This window comes from Legionella impletisoli, assembly GCF_900639875.1.
Classification (GTDB): domain Bacteria; phylum Pseudomonadota; class Gammaproteobacteria; order Legionellales; family Legionellaceae; genus Legionella_A; species Legionella_A impletisoli.
In genome coordinates, this window is record NZ_CAAAIA010000006.1 from 171400 (window position 1) to 187671 (window position 16272).

Below are 16272 nucleotides of genomic sequence, written 5' to 3' on the forward strand. Positions count from 1 at the left end.
AGCGTTATGCAAATCAATTTAACCGGTCATAGAATGGAAGTTACGCCAGCGCTTAGGAACTTCACGCAAGAAAAATTTGATAAATTGGAAAAACATTTTGATAAAATTATGGCCATTAACGTCGTTTTTGATGTTGAAAAATTACGACAAATTGCCGAAGCAACGGTTTTAGTGGCTAAAGGTGAGTTGCATGCAAGTTCCGAATCCGAGGATCTATATACTGCAATTGATAATCTCGTAGATAAGTTAGATAGACAATTAATCAAGCATAAAGAAAAATTACGTAACCATCGTGAATAAAATTTATCTTAAGTTTCTTAAAACGCCAAGGAGATCTTGGCGTTTTTTTTAGACTCTATGTTTAGTCAGATCTTAAGGCTCTGATGACGTAGCAAAGCGTAATCGGTTAATAGGATAGAGGAGGTTGTTTAAACACCGTTTTTTCAAGTAAAATATGCACATTTTTGATCTGTATTAAATTTTATGTCATTTCGAACGTTTCTCGATCCGAATCGGATATGTATTGACTCAGCCGCACAAAGCAAAACAGCGGTATTACTAAAAATCAGTCAGCTTCTAAGTCAAACTCATCCTGATTTAGAAGTTGAGTCCTTATTTGATGCCTTCTGGAGACGAGATAGTCTAGGAAGTACGGCAATTGGACATGGGATTATTATTCCTCATATCCGAAGTGCACTCATTAACCACACGCTTGGGTGCTTTATTAAACTACAACATCCTGTTGATTTTGGTGCTGAAGATAAACAACCCATTGATTTGGTATTTGGATTGATTGGGCCACAAGAAAATCCTAAAGAGCATTTGCAGATTCTTAAAAGCATCATCAAGCATGTGAGTAAAACAGAGTTTCGTCAAGCTTGTCGCTTAGCTAAAGATAACGAGACCTTGCAGCGCATCTTTTATCAAGAAACAGAACGATTAGCTACAAACGAATTAGAATCATTAGAACTTTAATATCCCATGCTATTTAAGACAGGAATCGTGGGTCAAAAGCAAATTCAATTGCAGCGGTTAATAGTCCGTGCTACATTGTAGCCGCTATGATTAAAACCACACTCCCAATTATCAATACCTTAGGATTACATGCAAGAGCTTCTGCAAAGTTCGTGGCTACGGCTGCACGATATCAAAGCCACATTGAAGTCAGCAAAGGCGCTCAAACTGTAAACGGTAAGAGCATTATGGGGGTCATGATGCTTGCTGCAAATAAGGGCAGTGAGTTAACGCTGCAAATTGATGGTCCAGATGAGGCCGAAATGACTAAAGCACTGGTCGATTTAATCAATAATCGCTTCGGCGAACCTGAGTAATATATACCCGTAATCTTTAAGACTCCGCGTCTTCTTTTTGTTTCCCATTTCCTCCTTGTCGTCGTTGTTTACGCACCCTCTGTAAGGCAAGTAAGGTCTGTGTAGGGCCTGATAACGCATAAACCAGGGAGCCTATAAACAACACTAATGCTGGATAAGCGGCTATTGCTACAAACAAGATAACCGTAAGAAGGATGTATAAAAAGGGAACTTTTCCTTTAAAATCGATTTGCTTAAAACTGTAATAGCGAATATTACTTACCATGAGAATCGCGGTAAATACAGAAATAACCACAGCAATGAGTGCAATGAGTACATGACGCCATTCATTCTGATAGCATAACCATACAAACGAGGAAACAATCGCAGCACCAGGAGGACATGCTAAACCTTGAAAATGCGTTTTATCTTCCGAATTCAATTGAGTATTGAATCGAGCCAGCCTTAAAGCCACCGCGGCCGTGTATAAAAATGCAACCAACCAACCAAATTTGCCAAGCGACTGTAAGCTCCAGCTATAGAGCAATAAAGCCGGGGCAACCCCAAACGTCACCATATCGGATAAGCTATCGTATTCTGCACCAAATGCGGACTGAGTATTCGTTAGGCGAGCGATTCTACCATCCAAGCCATCTGCAATCATACCAACAAAAATTGCAATTACAGCCGATTCAAAGTGCCCTTTCATTGAAGCGACAATAGAATAAAAAGCGGCAAATAAGCTTGACGTAGTTAATAAGTTGGGTAATAGGTATATTCCAGAATGATGCTCTTTGCCCAAATGACTTTTATTTTTCGCCACAATAAACCTCTTTAATCTACAAACGAATAAATGCTAGCATATCACCGCTAGACCTGCTATCACTGGCTTAAAATACTAGGAGAAGATCTATCTGCCAATATGTTTTCTCAAATCTGAAAAGATATATTTAAGAACCCCAAGCCATGGTGCTATACTATACATACTGTGTTTATTATGCATTAATAATGACGAAATCAAAAGATAAAAAAATTGTAATTGAAGGGGTTACTCCTCAAGGGAAAGCATTTCGTCCAAGCGATTGGGCAGAGCGAATGAGTGGCACGATGGCTACGTTTAAAAATAGCCGCATTCATTATTCTCCCCTTCTACAACCCAGTGTAAACCACGACGGCTACAAATGTGTGCTGTTAGATCCGAAGCTAAAAGAATCTAGCCCTGATGTTTATCAAGCCATTTTAGATTTCGCAAGAACTAATAATCTTAAAATATGCGGTGAAGAAGATTAAATCCGACATTTTGCACTGGCGTCTTTTTTGCTAAAAAATACTGTGGTGCAAAATGTCGGTTAAATTCATCCTTTATTATTTTAAGGATAGATATACATCGTATTGGCCATGCTCGCCAAATAATTCAAATTTTTGTATATCTCCTTTTTTACCTGCGATGGTAACCGGACCAACCGAACGATTGGGGATAGTCCAATGGACTTGTAATTGACCATTTTTATTTTTTAATTCCACCCGAATCAATCCTATCAAATCATCAGGATTGATTGGGGTGGGATCCTCATCCATAAGCGCAAGGAGCAAAATAACCGTTTCATTGGGTTGAATCGGTTCAGACCACAAGATAACTTCTTTAATTTTAGAGCTGAGTAAAGAAGGCCAATGAATGGGATGCTTCGGGATCCGAAAAAATTCTCTAGGTTGGTTGGCCCGAATGACACTCACATCAAAATAGAGCTCATCTCCTCCCTGTTCATGTGCTCGGACGGTATCAATGTGAGTCAGGATAATACTTGGTTTGAGTACCGTTGCTTTATCTGCGTGAACGATAGGTATTAAGAAAAATGCGAATAATAATCCCCACACGTTCCATTTCATATATACTCCTTGTTCAAACATTGCTAAGAATTAGCTGGTCATCGATTTGGTTAAGCTAAATAATCTATCGGTTACATAATTTAGCACTTCAACCGAGCCTTCAAAATTTACTGCCAAAACACCCGCGCACAAAAACGCAAGTCCCTTAGGGCCATGCTGTACACCTGGCTCACTGGCATGCACCAATAACACACAGCCTCGCACAAACCAAATAAGTCCCGCCGTTTTGATTAAGATCCGCATTGAATTATAAATATCATAAGGATTATAACTGGTATATTGCAAAATATTTCCAGTTCCAAACGCTGTATTACTTAATACGGTCACAGCCGAAGGCAAAAAAATCAGCGCGGACCCCCCTAAAAAATAAGCAAGAGGAACAAACCCTTTTTCATGCGACCCACCGCTCGCACGAGCATCCGCGATTTGGCGAAGCTTTGAGATTGCGGTCATCATCATCAAAATACCGATTAAATATCCAAGGCCAGTGATTAATTCTTGAACTGGTAAGAGTGATTGGCTTAAATTTGCAATCATTTTGACAATATCAGCATTCATATATTTATTATATACTCATAGCGATTTATTGTATTCCTAGCGCAAGCTTTGCATTTATAAAGCAAATATACCAATTAATGCTTGCAATGTTTAAAATTTTCTCTATATTAGAGAGCTTTAATCAATCGAACGTTATTACTTATGCCGGTTAAAACTTTTCCCGTCGTTTTGGAAGAAGCATTGATGCTATCTCCCAACGTTAAACATTTTATATTTCGAAGCGATTTAAACCCCGCTTTTGACTTCATACCTGGCCAATTCATAACCATCCATTTTGAGCGTGACGGTAAGATCTTAAGAAGAAGCTACAGTATCGCTAATGTGCCAGAACAAAACAACATTATTGAATTTGCGGCAGGCTTTGTAGAGGGAGGGCCTGGCAGCGATTTATTATTTAATTTAAAACCGGGGGATGCCATCGACATTAATGGACCTTTTGGTCGGTTAATTCTAAAAGATGAAGTGCCTAAGCGCTACATTTTTGTAGCTACCAGCACAGGAATTACCCCTTATCGTGCTATGTTGCCGGCGTTGCAAAAAAGATTAGAAGAAAATAAATTACTAGAAGTCGTTATTTTGCAAGGCGTTCAAAAGCGCGAAGACATCCTGTATGGCGATGAATTCTTGCGGTTTGCAAAAGAGCACCCAAGGGTATCCTTTTTTGCTCACTTAAGTCGTGAAAATGAACATCACTTATTGGATCATGAGCGGCGCGGTTATGTTCAGACTGCTTTTCCAACGCTTGCTTTAAATCCTGAACAGGATTTGGTTTATCTTTGTGGTAATCCAGGTATGATTGACGAATCCTTTGCCTATCTAAAGGATAAAGGGTTTGATATGCAACGCATTGTACGGGAGAAATACATCTCTTCTAAGTAAACGATAAAAAATCAAGTGGCGAAAAAACCAGTATCTTTATGTAGAATGGGTATATAACAATAACAGGAGAAAATCAGGCCATGCAATTTGATGAACTAAGCACAACCATTGAACAGATGTTGCAAGAAGGCAAAGGAATTTTAGCTGCGGATGAGAGCACAGGTACTATCGGTAAGCGATTTGCCTCTATAAATGTAGAGAATAACGAAACAAACCGTCGTGATTATCGTCTCTTATTGGCCACCACCCCTAATTTAGAAGATTATATTTATGGGGTCATTTTATACGAAGAAACCTTAACTCAGAAAGATGAATCCGGTACACCTATTCCAGAGCTATTCCGTCAAAAGGGTATTATACCTGGCATTAAAGTGGATAAAGGTCTAGTGGAACTAGCGAATACAGATGAAAAAGTCACCCAAGGATTAGATGGGTTATCTGAACGCTTACAACACTACAGACAGCTTGGTGCTCGTTTTGCAAAATGGCGCAATGTTTATTCCATATCCGACTTCACCCCAAGCCTCACCGCCATTAAAGCTGGTGCAGAGAATTTGGCACGTTATGCTGCTTGTTGCCAAGCTCAAGGTATTGTTCCTATTGTAGAGCCTGAAGTATTAATGGATGGAGAGCACTCGATTGAGCATTGTGCTGAAGCCTCTGAACTGGTATTGCATGAATTATTCCATGCTTTATTTATTCATCAAGTTTCACTTGAGCATATTATTTTAAAACCAAGCATGGTCACAAGCGGGAAAAAAGCAAATCCTTTCAGCTCTCCAGAAGAAATAGCTGATTTTACATTAAGTGTTTTCCGTAACCATGTTCCAGCTGCGGTTCCAAGTATTAACTTCCTATCCGGTGGACAAAGTCCTGTTCAAGCAACAGAAAATTTGAATGCGATTAACAGCTATGAAGAACAACCCTGGTTGTTAAGTTTCTCCTATGGACGCGCGCTGCAAGAAGATTGCTTAAACACATGGAAAGGAAAACAAGAAAATATTGAAGCCGCTCAGGCTGCGCTTTTAAAACGCGCGAAATTAAATAGCTTGGCCAGTATTGGCGAATATACACCCGATATGGAAAACATATAACTTACAAGGAGCTTGTAGTCTAGTACAAGCTCCTTGTAACTTTAGAATTGCATCTTGTTTGCAAACAAAGAAAAAAGCAATCCTTTGTGCGTTTTTTCTTAATCATCTGATTTTAATGAAAATTTCGCAAATAACGGGACATGATCAGATAACATTCGCCACGGCTTTCCTTGCAAACATTGGACTTCATCCACCTCCATTCCTCTAAAATATACACGATCGATGCACAAAGATGGCCGAATCGCAGGAAAAGAGCGTGCATGTTGACCTTCCACTGAAAAAAACGCCTCCTCAATCTGCAACTCATTTTCTAAAGGCTTAGTTAAATGCATCCGCCAATCGTTAAAATCACCAGCCATCAATAAGGGCTCATCTTCGGGCACGGCTTCACTGATTCGCTCCATTAACGCTTTGCATTGTTCTTTTCGTTCGGCTTTAAATAAGCCAAGGTGCACACAAAGCAGATGCACTTTGGTTTTGAGTTCATCCTGTAAATGAAGCTGACAGTGTAAAATCCCACGGGATGCGCGGTTAATCGTTGAAAGATTAATGTTTTCAAACGCATCAAAAGGTAACTTACTCAAAATTGCATTACCATGATGTCCTGATTGATAAACTGCGTTTTTGGCATAGACATAATGAGGCCAAATTTTTTCTGCAATGTATTCAAACTGTGGCGTCTCAGGCCAAGCGTCAATTCTTCTTTCACGACGGCGATGTTCGCCCTGCACTTCTTGTAAAAAAACAAAATCAGGATTTAAATTTTTTATCGCATCGCGCATTTCAGGAAGCAAAAAACGTACTTTTCCTACCCCAAATCCTTTATGGATGTTGTAAGTGATTAATGAAACTGTACGCTTTGAAGAGTGCATGTTCAAATACCTAAAGATTTTTATGCTTTCATTAATTATTGTAAACTGCTAAATGAGAAAAACCAGAATTTAAATACAAAAAAAGATAGCCTGTAAACAATAGGCTATCTTGTGCTGAGTCCTATAGCTTACCTAAACTTAAGCTACTTTAAAGGAAACTATGGAGCAATTTTGATAACTAATTGCCACTTCATCAAGGGATTGCTTGATATCATCTGGTGAATATCCTAAGTCATAAGCGGCATTAATCACCCCGCAGCCCCCTTCTTCGAAGTTAGTTGATGGCGTCCAATAATCCATATTCGCCTTAACCATAACATGAAACGCTTTGTGTGGATTCCAACCACGTGTATTAGCAATCAGATAAAATAATCGATTGTATACCCCGCTGGAGTAATGCACATCGAGTCCATCGCGATATTGATAAGCTTTATCAATCGAGCGACCATCTTGGCTTGGAAGATCCATATATCGAAGTGCATGAATACCACTCTCAGTTTTCATAATTTCCCCGCCGATTTCCCAGCTGCTTTTCCGAAGAGAATAATACTCCGCAGCTTGTGCTGCCATATCTGAAAAAGATTCGTTCATGCCCCCGGATTGCCCATAATATCTTAATCCTGAGTGCTGTTCGGTAAACCCATGACTAATTTCATGTGCCCCTACGCCTAAGGAAACCAAAGGATACATCATGCTGCGACCATCGCCGAAGGTCATTTGCTTTCCATCCCAAAACGCATTTTCGTATCCTTCGCCATAATGCACTCGCATTATAATTTGCATAGGCTCATTATCTTGTGTCAATGCGTTTAAGCCAAACCATCGTTGATACATGTTATTGATGACTTGTCCTGCATACATTGCATCATTGATTGGCGAAAATGCGCCATTTTCCATGTCATAACCATCTCCGTGATAGCCAGTCCAATAGGCATTTCGTCGTACAGGATCAGGATTTGGGCAATTGAATTTCATAGGGGCGTTACTAAAACTACCGTAACTATGGTTTAAATCCACTACCCTGACACCCTCATTTTCCATAAAACACACTTCAAGCTCGCGATCACGGGTAATATGAAGCAGTGGCTTGCCATTTCCAAACTCGTATTTTGATGTTTTATGATTACCACCAAACCCTAATCCATAGGCTTTTGAGAGGGTTTTTATCTCATTCCATTCGATAAACGGTGTAAAATTATCTGCTCTAAGAATTGCTGTAGGTCGTGCAGGAATTTTGTCTTTGTAATGGACTAATATGCTAACTTGATATGCCCAATATGCCTTGTGATCTTGATCTATATAGACCAGAGGTATTACTTCTTCTTCACTGATGTTTTGTTCTTTGTACCTTGTCTTAAATTGCTCCAGCGCTTTTTGGGCATTCGCTTGAAATTCTAACGAGGGTTTACCTAATTCATTTTCAAGCCCTTTAAAAAGCGTACCGTTCATCTTCGTGGTATCTTGACTTAAAACAGCAGCAAATCCTTTAACTGCTTGCTCACTGTGAATAACCCCATGACCTCCAAAAACGGGAAAACCATGATATTTTTGTTGGATGCGAATATGCTTCACTTGATTTTCATCAACCCGTTCTTTCATCACTTGAATGGTGTTTACATTCGTGGCAGTCAGTTGTTTTATACTTGGCTGAAACCATTGAAAATCTTTTTGCAGGTTTTTAGGGGATTCATCGCCAAGAAGAACAGGTTGTGCAGAAAATATGGAAGACGAGAAGCTGACACTACAAATGCTGATAAAGTTTACTAGTTTCGTGCTCATATATATGATCTCCTTTCATAACGCATAGGTTAATTCCTAATTAGTCACGGATTAACCGCTACCAATGCGCCCGTTACAAATCCATTTGTAACGACAAATCCGCATGCGTCGATAACACGTTTTTTTGAGGCAAACTTCAGGACAACAAAAAAAGCATAGCACTTGTATTTAATTAAGCCAGAAAACATATAAAAATAAAAATCATCTGGGTTTAAATTAACACAGAATGTTTACCAATTATTGATTACCATGGATATGAATTAAGACCGTTTCTGGGGTTACCTTATCCCCTTTTTCACAAAAAACCTCGCTCACCCTACCCGCGAAAGGCGCTAAAATTTCCGTTTCCATTTTCATGGATTCTAACACCAAAACCGCCTGATTTTTTTCCACCAAATCACCCGGTTTTACCAGTACACTCACCACGGTTCCAGGCATCGCCACAGAAACATCACCAAGACTTGGTTGTTTTTTCTTTTTGCCTTCTGGCTTAGTTTCCTCTGATATCTCATGATCGTTATATTGAACAACCACTTCTTCTGGCACGCCATCTAGCCATAAATAAACGGTTTGTTTAGCGTGTCTTCTCACGCCAAATCCAGCCACCTTAATGTGATAACGTTCACCATGAAGCCCTACATCAAACTCAGTGGCTACAGTGTCTGGTTTGCCCGCAGTGGATACCATAAGCGGCTCTGGTTTTAAATCCTTCTGCTCGCGTTCTTTCAAATATTCTTTTGCTATATCAGGAAACATGGCGTAAGACATGACATCCTCTTCATTATGAGCCAACTTTCCAATTTCTTGACGTAGGCTTTTAAGCTCATGTGGCAATAAATCAGCGGGTCTTACTTCAATCGCTTGTGTACGACCGATTGCTTTTTTTCGAACTGTTGGATTAATTTTTCCTGGAGGCTGTCCATATTTTCCTTGGCAATAAAGCTTTACCTCATTCGTAATTGTTTTGTACCGTTCTCCTGTTAAGACATTTAATACCGCTTGAGTACCCACAACTTGAGAAGTAGGCGTCACTAAAGGTGGATAGCCCAAATCCTTTCTGACGCGAGGAATTTCTGCATGAACCGCCTCCATCTTATCCAACGCTTGTTGTTCTTTGAGTTGATTGTATAAATTAGAGATCATGCCACCTGGAACCTGATAAACCTGCACGCGGGGATCGATGCGTTGTGCTTCGCCCTCAAACTGTTTATATTTTTTCCTAATTTCTTGGAAGTAATCATTAATTTCTAGAAGCAGATTTAAATTGAGCCCGGTATCGTAAGCCGTGCCCGCAAACGCTGAAACCATTGACTCTGTAGCCGGATGCGATGCACCCCCTGAAAAAGATGAGATAACGGTATCGATGTGTTGACATCCTGCTAAGACTCCTTGATAAAGACAAATACTGGCCAAGCCAGAAGTGGAATGACTATGAATATGGATAGGCAGCTTGGTTTCGTCTTGCAAAGCCTTGTACAAATCAACGGTCGTTTGAGGAGTTAATAACCCTGCCATATCTTTAATGGCAATGCTATCACAACCCATTTCAACCATAGCTTTACCTAGTGAAACAAAATTATCTAAGGTGTGCACTGGGCTGGTTGTATACGCAATAGCACCTTGCGCATGTCCTTTGTATTTTTTAATGCTTTCAATTGAGACTCGCAAATTGCGAACATCATTGAGTGCATCAAATACGCGAATAACATCAATGCCGTTTTTAATTGTTAATCGAACAAACTCTTTTACCACATCATCACCATAATGACGATAACCCAACAGGTTTTGTCCGCGAAGCAGCATCGATAAACGAGTATTAGGCAACGCTTTACGTAAAAGTCGTAACCTATCCCAAGGATCTTCTTTTAAAAAACGAAGGCATGCATCATAAGTAGCACCTCCCCATACTTCCATGGCCCAAAATCCTACTTTGTCCATTTGTTTGCAAATGGGTATCATATCTTCTGTACGCATTCGAGTCGCAAGCAAACATTGATGTGCATCACGCAATGTTACATCCGTTATATGAGTAGTCATTTAAGCATCCTTACTGATGATTTTCATAAATTCAGCATATCCTATCTTATAGATAAACGGTATAAGCTATTAGTCAACCCATCACATTCTTACCTGCATGAATTTTGACGCTAACTTGTCGACATCATGCCGATATCCTCTCACATATAGACAAAATGCTAAAATTAAGGCAAAATTCACTTAATCTTTAAAAAAATGCGGTTTAATGAAAAAAATACTCGTTCTGCATGGTCCTAATCTAAATTTACTCGGCTTACGCGAGCCTTCTATTTATGGCTCAACTTCTCTTGCAAAAGTCAATAAGTCGTTAGAAAAACTCGCTTCTGAATCTGAAGTTTCACTCACTATTTTACAGAGCAATAGTGAGGCAGAATTAATTGAAGCCATTCACCAAGCCATGAACGATCAGGTGGACTACCTTATTTTTAATCCCGCAGCCTTCACTCATACAAGCATCGCACTCCGTGATGCATTATCAGCTGCGGCTATTCCCTTTATTGAAGTTCATATCAGCAATATTTATGCGCGAGAAACATTTCGCCATCAATCTTATTTTTCTGATATCGCAGAAGGCGTCATTAGCGGTCTCGGAACTGAGGGCTACATATTGGCTTTTAAAGCCGTTCTTTCTAAATTAATTAAAGCATAGAGAGTTATTACCCATGGATATTCGTAAAATTAAAAAATTGATCGAATTACTGGAAGAAACCGGTATTTCTGAAATAGAAATCAAAGAAGGGGAAGAATCCGTTCGATTAAGCCGCCATCATTACGCTGCAGAAGCCCCAGCAGTTCGTCAAATTCATGTTTCTCCTGCTCCTCAAGCTCCGGCCCCTACTCCTGCACCCGTGGCCTCTGAAAGCAAACCAGCCGAAGAACCCTCAAAAGGACACAAAGTACGCTCGCCTATGGTAGGAACTATGTATACCTCACCCTCCCCAGATGCAGCACCTTTTGTTACCCTTGGCCAATCAGTAAAAGCGGGCGACACACTTTGCATTATTGAAGCGATGAAGATGTTCAATGAAATCGAAGCCGATCGAGCTGGTGTGATCACGGCTATTCATGTTGCCAACGGTGAGCCAGTAGAATTTGACCAGCCTCTATTTACCATTGAATAAGGGGCGGTGTCATGTTAAGTAAAATTGTTATCGCAAACCGCGGTGAAATCGCTCTTCGTATCTTGCGTGCATGCAAAGAATTAGGCATTCAAACGGTTGCCGTTCATTCAGACGTGGATAAAGATTTGTTACATGTTCGGCTTGCTGATGAAACCGTTTGCATTGGACCTGCTAGCTCCCAAAAAAGCTATTTAAACATCCCGGCCATTATATCCGCGGCCGAAATTACGGATGCAGTTGCCATTCATCCCGGCTATGGTTTTCTTGCTGAAAACGCAGATTTTGCCGATATTGTTGAACAAAGCGGTTTTCGCTTTATCGGTCCTCGAGCAGATACCATACGCTTAATGGGCGATAAAGTTTCCGCCATCGAAGCAATGAAAAATGCAGGCGTTCCTTGTGTACCCGGTTCAGATGGCCCTCTGGGAGATCATGATGAACTGAACCTTTCACTTGCTAAAAAAATTGGGTACCCCGTTATCATTAAAGCCGCGGGGGGCGGCGGTGGTCGTGGTATGCGGGTAGTTCATTCAGAGTCTAACCTTCTGAACGCCATCGCTTTAACCCGTAGCGAAGCAAAAGCTGCTTTTGATAACCCCGTGGTTTACATGGAAAAATTCCTGGAAAATCCTCGTCATATTGAATTTCAAGTTTTAGGTGACGGAAACGGGAATGCCGTTCATTTGGGTGAACGAGATTGCTCAATGCAGCGCCGCCACCAAAAAGTCATTGAAGAAGCGCCCGCACCTGGCATTTCCGAAGAACTCCGTCAGGAAATTGGCGAGCGGGTCGTAAATGCATGCCGTGAGCTTAAATATCGAGGTGCAGGCACCTTTGAATTTTTGTACCAAGACGGTTGTTTTTACTTTATTGAGATGAATACTCGAATTCAAGTGGAACATCCAGTGACTGAATTGATTACCGGTATCGATTTAATCAAAGAGCAAATTAAAGTTGCCAGCGATGCTCCCTTCACCTTAAAACAAGAAAACATCAAGCTTCATGGCCATGCAGTTGAATGCCGAATTAACGCAGAAGATCCAAGAACCTTCATGCCATCTCCTGGAAAAATTCGTCTCTTACATCAACCTGGAGGCCCTGGGATTCGATTTGACTCTCATATCTATAGTAGCTACACCGTACCTCCAAACTACGATTCCATGATTGGGAAACTCATTAGTTATGGTGAAACACGTGCTGAAGCATTCGCAAGAATGCGAAACGCATTAGATGAAATTATCATTGATGGAATTAAAACCAACATTGAACTACATCAACGATTACTCAATGATAAAGGATTTATGCAAGGCGGGACGAACATTCATTACTTAGAAAAGCTCTTGAAGGAATAATTGTGTTACAACTACAAATTGAATGTCACCGTGATGATGTGGAAGAATTAAGTGATTTTTTAGAGGAAACAGGGGCTCTCTCAATCACGTTTACCGATAAATACGATGATCCAATTCTTGAGCCAGAATTAGGCACAACGCCTTTATGGTCAAATGTAATTATCCAAGCATTATACGAGAAACAAGAAGATGCAGAGCATGCATCTTCTGCCTTTAACACCCAATATCCCAAATTTCTAACTTCTCTTGCTGCTGTACCTGAAGAAGATTGGGAGCGCGTTTGGATGACCCAATTTACCCCTTTACAATTTGGTCGTCGCTTATGGATTGTTCCTTCTTGGATTACTCCTCCTGATCCAAACGCTTGCAACCTGATTTTAGATCCAGGACTTGCCTTTGGCACAGGAACTCATCCTACCACCTCTCTTTGCTTAACTTGGCTAGATAATGCTGAGCTAGTTGATAAGCGTGTTGTAGACTATGGCTGTGGTTCGGGGATCTTAGCGCTCGCTGCCATCAAACTTGGAGCAAAACATGTTTACGCTGTTGATATTGATGAACAAGCGTTAATGGCCTCACGAAACAACGCAGAAATGAATCAAGTTCCATCGGAATTAATAAGCGTTTGCTTTCCCGATGAGCTTCAGCTTAAAACCGATTTAATTATGGCGAATATTTTGCTAACACCGTTATTATCCTTAAAAATGCGTTTTTATCATGTGCTTGAAAAAGAGGGGATGTTAGTGGTATCAGGTATTTTAGTCGATCAAACTCAGGAATTAATTGAAGCTTATCAAGATTGCTTCAAACATGAGTCTACCACCACTCGCGAAGAATGGGCATTGGTGACGTTCAAAGCCATTTAACATGTTCTTACTTGTGTCTTCAAAGATGACAAGACTAATGATCGATTTCTAGATCATCAATATCCATGGGCCCCATGGCCAAGCCACGGGGCGTAGGGTTAGGATGAATAGTTAACGGCTCTATTAATCCAACAATCCCTTTGATTTTACAATATCTCGTTCTGTGCGAAGCTCATTTAATGTTTCGTTGAATTTAGCTTGACTATAGTCATTAAAGGTCAACCCTTCAACTACTTCCACAACGCCTTGCTCTAAACCAATGGTGCGTACAAAGCCATGTTTGCGGTGACAGGGGAAAGAAAACATTAATCCTTCGTCAACCCCATATTGGCCTTCAGAGCTTAAAACCATAGAAAAAGATTCATGGCCAGGGGTGTCTGTGACGAGGTGATTCACGCCAACTACAATGGCATTTGCAGCAGATGCCGCTGAAGAAGAACCACGGGCTTTAATGACTTCCGCTCCACGTTGTTGGACTTTAGGTACAAAGGTATCTTTGAGCCAATGTTCGTCGTTGATGACTTTTGCCGCCGAAATGCCATCAATTTTTGCATTATAGAAATCAGGGAACTGGGTTGCCGAGTGATTACCCCAAATTGTCATTTGGCTAACTTCTGTTACATCGACATTGGCTTTGATAGCCAACTGTGCCCGAGCTCTAAGCTCATCTAATGTGGTCATGGCGTAGAAACGATTATCTGGAATGTCTTTTGCGTGATGTTTGGCAATTAAACAATTGGTATTGCAAGGATTACCGACAACAAATACGCGGACATCATCACTGGCATAATCATTAATCGCACGACCTTGATTGATAAATATCCCGCCATTAATTTCAAGGAGATCTGAGCGCTCCATACCTTGTTTACGGGGTACAGAACCTACCAGTAAAGCCCAATTTACGCCAGACATCCCCACGTTTAAATCAGCTGTGCATTCAATTCGTTTCAGTAATGGGAAAGCACAATCCACTAATTCCATAGCAACCCCTTCAAGAGAGGGAAGAGCAGATTCTAATTCAATCAGATTAAGTTCAACTTCCGTATCAGGGCCAAACATTTGACCTGATGCAATGCGAAACAATAAGGCATAGCCTATTTGTCCTGCGGCTCCGGTGACGGCGACTCTGACTCTGTTTTTCATTGTTTTTATCCTCTTTGAAAAGACGGTTCGGCTCGATACCGCCAAAAGCGTTTAAAAATACAGCATATTTGTGCGACTTATGATACTATTGCCTGCCTCAACAAGCCAGCCCATTTTACAGTTTGATGATCCCATTAGCGTTATACATCCATATACCTTGGTGCATTCGTAAATGTCCCTACTGTGATTTTAATTCACACAAAAGCCCTAATGGTCTTCCTGAACAAAACTACATTCAAGCGTTAATCCATGATCTTAAAGCGGATATAGAAATGGTTTCAGGCAGAACAATCCAAAGTATCTTTATTGGTGGAGGAACCCCTAGTCTCTTTTCCGCAAAAGCTTACGCTCAATTGTTTGAAGCATTGCAAACACTTTTGGACTTTGAAAACGATATTGAAATTACCTTGGAAGCCAATCCTGGTACGGTAGAGCAGCAACGTTTTAGGGATTATAGAGCATTAGGAATAAACCGTTTATCTTTAGGAATACAAAGCTTTCACACAGATCATTTAAACGTCTTGGGACGCATTCATGATGCAGAGCAAGCTAAAAAAGCAATAAACAGTGCGCGCCTGGCTGGGTTTGAAAATATTAATCTCGATCTCATGCACAGTCTTCCCAATCAATCTGTCGAAGAGGGATTAAAAGACTTAAAAACTGCGCTTCACTTTGAGCCTGAACATCTATCATGGTATCAATTAACCATTGAACCGAATACCGTATTTTATAAAAAAAACCCAACCCTCCCAAGCGAAGATACATGTTTATCCCTTGAAGAAGCTGGTCTCGAGCTCTTAAATAAATCCGGATACACTCGCTATGAAATTTCTGCATTCTGCAAGCCGGATAAACCCTCGCAACATAACCTGAACTATTGGCTTTTTGGCGATTATTTAGGAATAGGTGCAGGCGCGCACGGAAAGCTCACCACACCGGATTTTACCGTGTGGCGAACCCGTAAGCACCGTCAACCCAATGATTATCTCGCCTTTGAAAAATCTTTCTGCCCTGAAAAAAAAAGGGTTACCTTAGATGATTTAATCTTTGAATTCATGCTGAATACTAGTCGATTGCAGCAACCCATTCCCTTCGATTTATTCACTCAACGAACAGGGTTGTCTTCCGAGCAGTTAGTGCCTAAGTTGAAACAGGCAGAATCCAAAGGGTTTATTCAAATACAGAAGAAAGCCTGGCAAGTAACCTCTCTTGGACGTCGTTTTACGAATGACTTACAAGCACTCTTTTTATCGGATTAATCTATACCCCTGATCTGGGGTATATTAAACTCGAATCGCACTTCAGCAGAGCAAACGCATAAGTGATCAAAAAATAACAATTACATCGTTTAAATATAATATTTATTATATATTT

Annotated in this window: 18 protein-coding genes; 11 read left to right on the top strand and 7 right to left on the bottom strand. The window is 40.5% G+C overall.

Features of this window, described 5'->3' with window-relative positions; genetic code table 11:
* The first annotated feature begins 6 nt into the window (after positions 1–6).
* From hpf to E1O41_RS07980, 3 genes are all read left to right on the top strand, one after another.
* Complete coding sequence (hpf, locus tag E1O41_RS07970; protein ID WP_131776785.1) at positions 7–300, top strand: ribosome hibernation promoting factor; 294 nt, start codon at positions 7–9, stop codon at positions 298–300.
* Between the two features lie 183 nt (positions 301–483).
* Entirely contained in the window at positions 484–975 is a 492-nt protein-coding gene (locus tag E1O41_RS07975) for a PTS sugar transporter subunit IIA (protein WP_131776786.1), read from the top strand.
* Between the two features lie 86 nt (positions 976–1061).
* Positions 1062–1331 (top strand): HPr family phosphocarrier protein, encoded by a 270-nt coding sequence (locus tag E1O41_RS07980; RefSeq protein ID WP_131776787.1) that lies wholly within the window; start codon positions 1062–1064, stop codon positions 1329–1331.
* A 16-nt stretch (positions 1332–1347) separates the two neighbouring features.
* Here E1O41_RS07980 and pssA read toward each other — a convergent pair whose 3' ends face one another.
* Positions 1348–2112, bottom strand: a complete 765-nt coding sequence (gene pssA, locus E1O41_RS07985) for a CDP-diacylglycerol--serine O-phosphatidyltransferase (RefSeq protein ID WP_131776830.1) — start codon at positions 2110–2112, stop codon at positions 1348–1350.
* A 206-nt stretch (positions 2113–2318) separates the two neighbouring features.
* Here pssA and E1O41_RS07990 point away from each other — a divergent pair, with 206 nt between their 5' ends.
* Entirely contained in the window at positions 2319–2600 is a 282-nt protein-coding gene (locus tag E1O41_RS07990) for a DUF3579 domain-containing protein (RefSeq protein WP_131776788.1), read from the top strand.
* Positions 2601–2675: 75 nt separating this feature from the next.
* Here the strand turns inward: E1O41_RS07990 and E1O41_RS07995 are convergent, their stop codons facing one another.
* Together E1O41_RS07995 and E1O41_RS08000 are read right to left on the bottom strand one after the other, a co-directional pair.
* Positions 2676–3197 (bottom strand): hypothetical protein, encoded by a 522-nt coding sequence (locus tag E1O41_RS07995; protein ID WP_131776789.1) that lies wholly within the window; start codon positions 3195–3197, stop codon positions 2676–2678.
* 30 nt (positions 3198–3227) lie between these two features.
* Positions 3228–3755 (bottom strand): type IV secretion protein IcmC, encoded by a 528-nt coding sequence (locus E1O41_RS08000; protein WP_131776790.1) that lies wholly within the window; start codon positions 3753–3755, stop codon positions 3228–3230.
* A 141-nt stretch (positions 3756–3896) separates the two neighbouring features.
* Between E1O41_RS08000 and E1O41_RS08005 the strand changes: the two genes are divergently transcribed.
* Both E1O41_RS08005 and E1O41_RS08010 read left to right on the top strand, forming a co-directional pair.
* A complete protein-coding gene (locus tag E1O41_RS08005; protein WP_131776791.1) occupies positions 3897–4634 on the top strand; it encodes a ferredoxin--NADP reductase in 738 nt (245 codons plus the stop codon).
* Between the two features lie 80 nt (positions 4635–4714).
* Positions 4715–5728 (top strand): class I fructose-bisphosphate aldolase, encoded by a 1014-nt coding sequence (locus E1O41_RS08010; RefSeq protein WP_131776792.1) that lies wholly within the window; start codon positions 4715–4717, stop codon positions 5726–5728.
* 98 nt (positions 5729–5826) lie between these two features.
* Here E1O41_RS08010 and E1O41_RS08015 read toward each other — a convergent pair whose 3' ends face one another.
* From E1O41_RS08015 to oadA, 3 genes are all read right to left on the bottom strand, one after another.
* Positions 5827–6600, bottom strand: coding sequence for an endonuclease/exonuclease/phosphatase family protein (locus tag E1O41_RS08015; RefSeq protein WP_131776793.1), 774 nt, complete (start codon positions 6598–6600; stop codon positions 5827–5829).
* A 138-nt stretch (positions 6601–6738) separates the two neighbouring features.
* Positions 6739–8379, bottom strand: a complete 1641-nt coding sequence (gene proA / locus E1O41_RS08020) for a zinc metalloprotease ProA (protein ID WP_131776794.1) — start codon at positions 8377–8379, stop codon at positions 6739–6741.
* Between the two features lie 237 nt (positions 8380–8616).
* Positions 8617–10416 carry a sodium-extruding oxaloacetate decarboxylase subunit alpha gene (oadA, locus tag E1O41_RS08025; protein ID WP_131776795.1) on the bottom strand — a complete coding sequence of 600 codons (1800 nt, stop codon included), beginning with the start codon at positions 10414–10416 and terminating at the stop codon, positions 8617–8619.
* 205 nt (positions 10417–10621) lie between these two features.
* On the opposite strand from oadA, the gene aroQ reads away from it, so the two are divergent.
* Genes aroQ through prmA form a run of 4 tightly spaced genes read left to right on the top strand, consistent with a single transcriptional unit; the run spans position 10622 to position 13755 of the window.
* Positions 10622–11065 (top strand): type II 3-dehydroquinate dehydratase, encoded by a 444-nt coding sequence (gene aroQ, locus E1O41_RS08030; RefSeq protein ID WP_131776796.1) that lies wholly within the window; start codon positions 10622–10624, stop codon positions 11063–11065.
* A 13-nt stretch (positions 11066–11078) separates the two neighbouring features.
* Positions 11079–11537 (top strand): acetyl-CoA carboxylase biotin carboxyl carrier protein, encoded by a 459-nt coding sequence (accB, locus tag E1O41_RS08035; RefSeq protein ID WP_131776797.1) that lies wholly within the window; start codon positions 11079–11081, stop codon positions 11535–11537.
* 11 nt (positions 11538–11548) lie between these two features.
* Positions 11549–12889 carry an acetyl-CoA carboxylase biotin carboxylase subunit gene (gene accC / locus E1O41_RS08040; RefSeq protein WP_131776798.1) on the top strand — a complete coding sequence of 447 codons (1341 nt, stop codon included), beginning with the start codon at positions 11549–11551 and terminating at the stop codon, positions 12887–12889.
* On the top strand, positions 12889–13755 hold the full coding sequence (gene prmA / locus E1O41_RS08045; protein WP_131776799.1) for a 50S ribosomal protein L11 methyltransferase: 867 nt from the start codon (positions 12889–12891) through the stop codon (positions 13753–13755). Before accC ends, prmA begins: the two co-directional genes overlap by 1 nt.
* A 123-nt stretch (positions 13756–13878) precedes the next feature.
* Here the strand turns inward: prmA and E1O41_RS08050 are convergent, their stop codons facing one another.
* On the bottom strand, positions 13879–14898 hold the full coding sequence (locus E1O41_RS08050; protein WP_131776800.1) for a malate dehydrogenase: 1020 nt from the start codon (positions 14896–14898) through the stop codon (positions 13879–13881).
* 125 nt (positions 14899–15023) lie between these two features.
* Between E1O41_RS08050 and hemW the strand changes: the two genes are divergently transcribed.
* Positions 15024–16157 carry a radical SAM family heme chaperone HemW gene (gene hemW / locus E1O41_RS08055; RefSeq protein WP_131776801.1) on the top strand — a complete coding sequence of 378 codons (1134 nt, stop codon included), beginning with the start codon at positions 15024–15026 and terminating at the stop codon, positions 16155–16157.
* Positions 16158–16272: the final 115 nt, after the last annotated feature.

Coding starts and splice junctions, on each gene's coding strand:
- hpf (WP_131776785.1), top strand. CDS start 7: ATGCAAATCAATTTAACCGGTCATAGAATGGAAGTTACGCCAGCGCTT.
- E1O41_RS07975 (WP_131776786.1), top strand. CDS start 484: ATGTCATTTCGAACGTTTCTCGATCCGAATCGGATATGTATTGACTCA.
- E1O41_RS07980 (WP_131776787.1), top strand. CDS start 1,062: ATGATTAAAACCACACTCCCAATTATCAATACCTTAGGATTACATGCA.
- E1O41_RS07990 (WP_131776788.1), top strand. CDS start 2,319: ATGACGAAATCAAAAGATAAAAAAATTGTAATTGAAGGGGTTACTCCT.
- E1O41_RS07995 (WP_131776789.1), bottom strand. CDS start 3,197: ATGAAATGGAACGTGTGGGGATTATTATTCGCATTTTTCTTAATACCT.
- E1O41_RS08000 (WP_131776790.1), bottom strand. CDS start 3,755: ATGAATGCTGATATTGTCAAAATGATTGCAAATTTAAGCCAATCACTC.
- E1O41_RS08005 (WP_131776791.1), top strand. CDS start 3,897: ATGCCGGTTAAAACTTTTCCCGTCGTTTTGGAAGAAGCATTGATGCTA.
- E1O41_RS08010 (WP_131776792.1), top strand. CDS start 4,715: ATGCAATTTGATGAACTAAGCACAACCATTGAACAGATGTTGCAAGAA.
- E1O41_RS08015 (WP_131776793.1), bottom strand. CDS start 6,600: ATGCACTCTTCAAAGCGTACAGTTTCATTAATCACTTACAACATCCAT.
- proA (WP_131776794.1), bottom strand. CDS start 8,379: ATGAGCACGAAACTAGTAAACTTTATCAGCATTTGTAGTGTCAGCTTC.
- oadA (WP_131776795.1), bottom strand. CDS start 10,416: ATGACTACTCATATAACGGATGTAACATTGCGTGATGCACATCAATGT.
- aroQ (WP_131776796.1), top strand. CDS start 10,622: ATGAAAAAAATACTCGTTCTGCATGGTCCTAATCTAAATTTACTCGGC.
- accB (WP_131776797.1), top strand. CDS start 11,079: ATGGATATTCGTAAAATTAAAAAATTGATCGAATTACTGGAAGAAACC.
- accC (WP_131776798.1), top strand. CDS start 11,549: ATGTTAAGTAAAATTGTTATCGCAAACCGCGGTGAAATCGCTCTTCGT.
- E1O41_RS08050 (WP_131776800.1), bottom strand. CDS start 14,898: ATGAAAAACAGAGTCAGAGTCGCCGTCACCGGAGCCGCAGGACAAATA.
- hemW (WP_131776801.1), top strand. CDS start 15,024: ATGATCCCATTAGCGTTATACATCCATATACCTTGGTGCATTCGTAAA.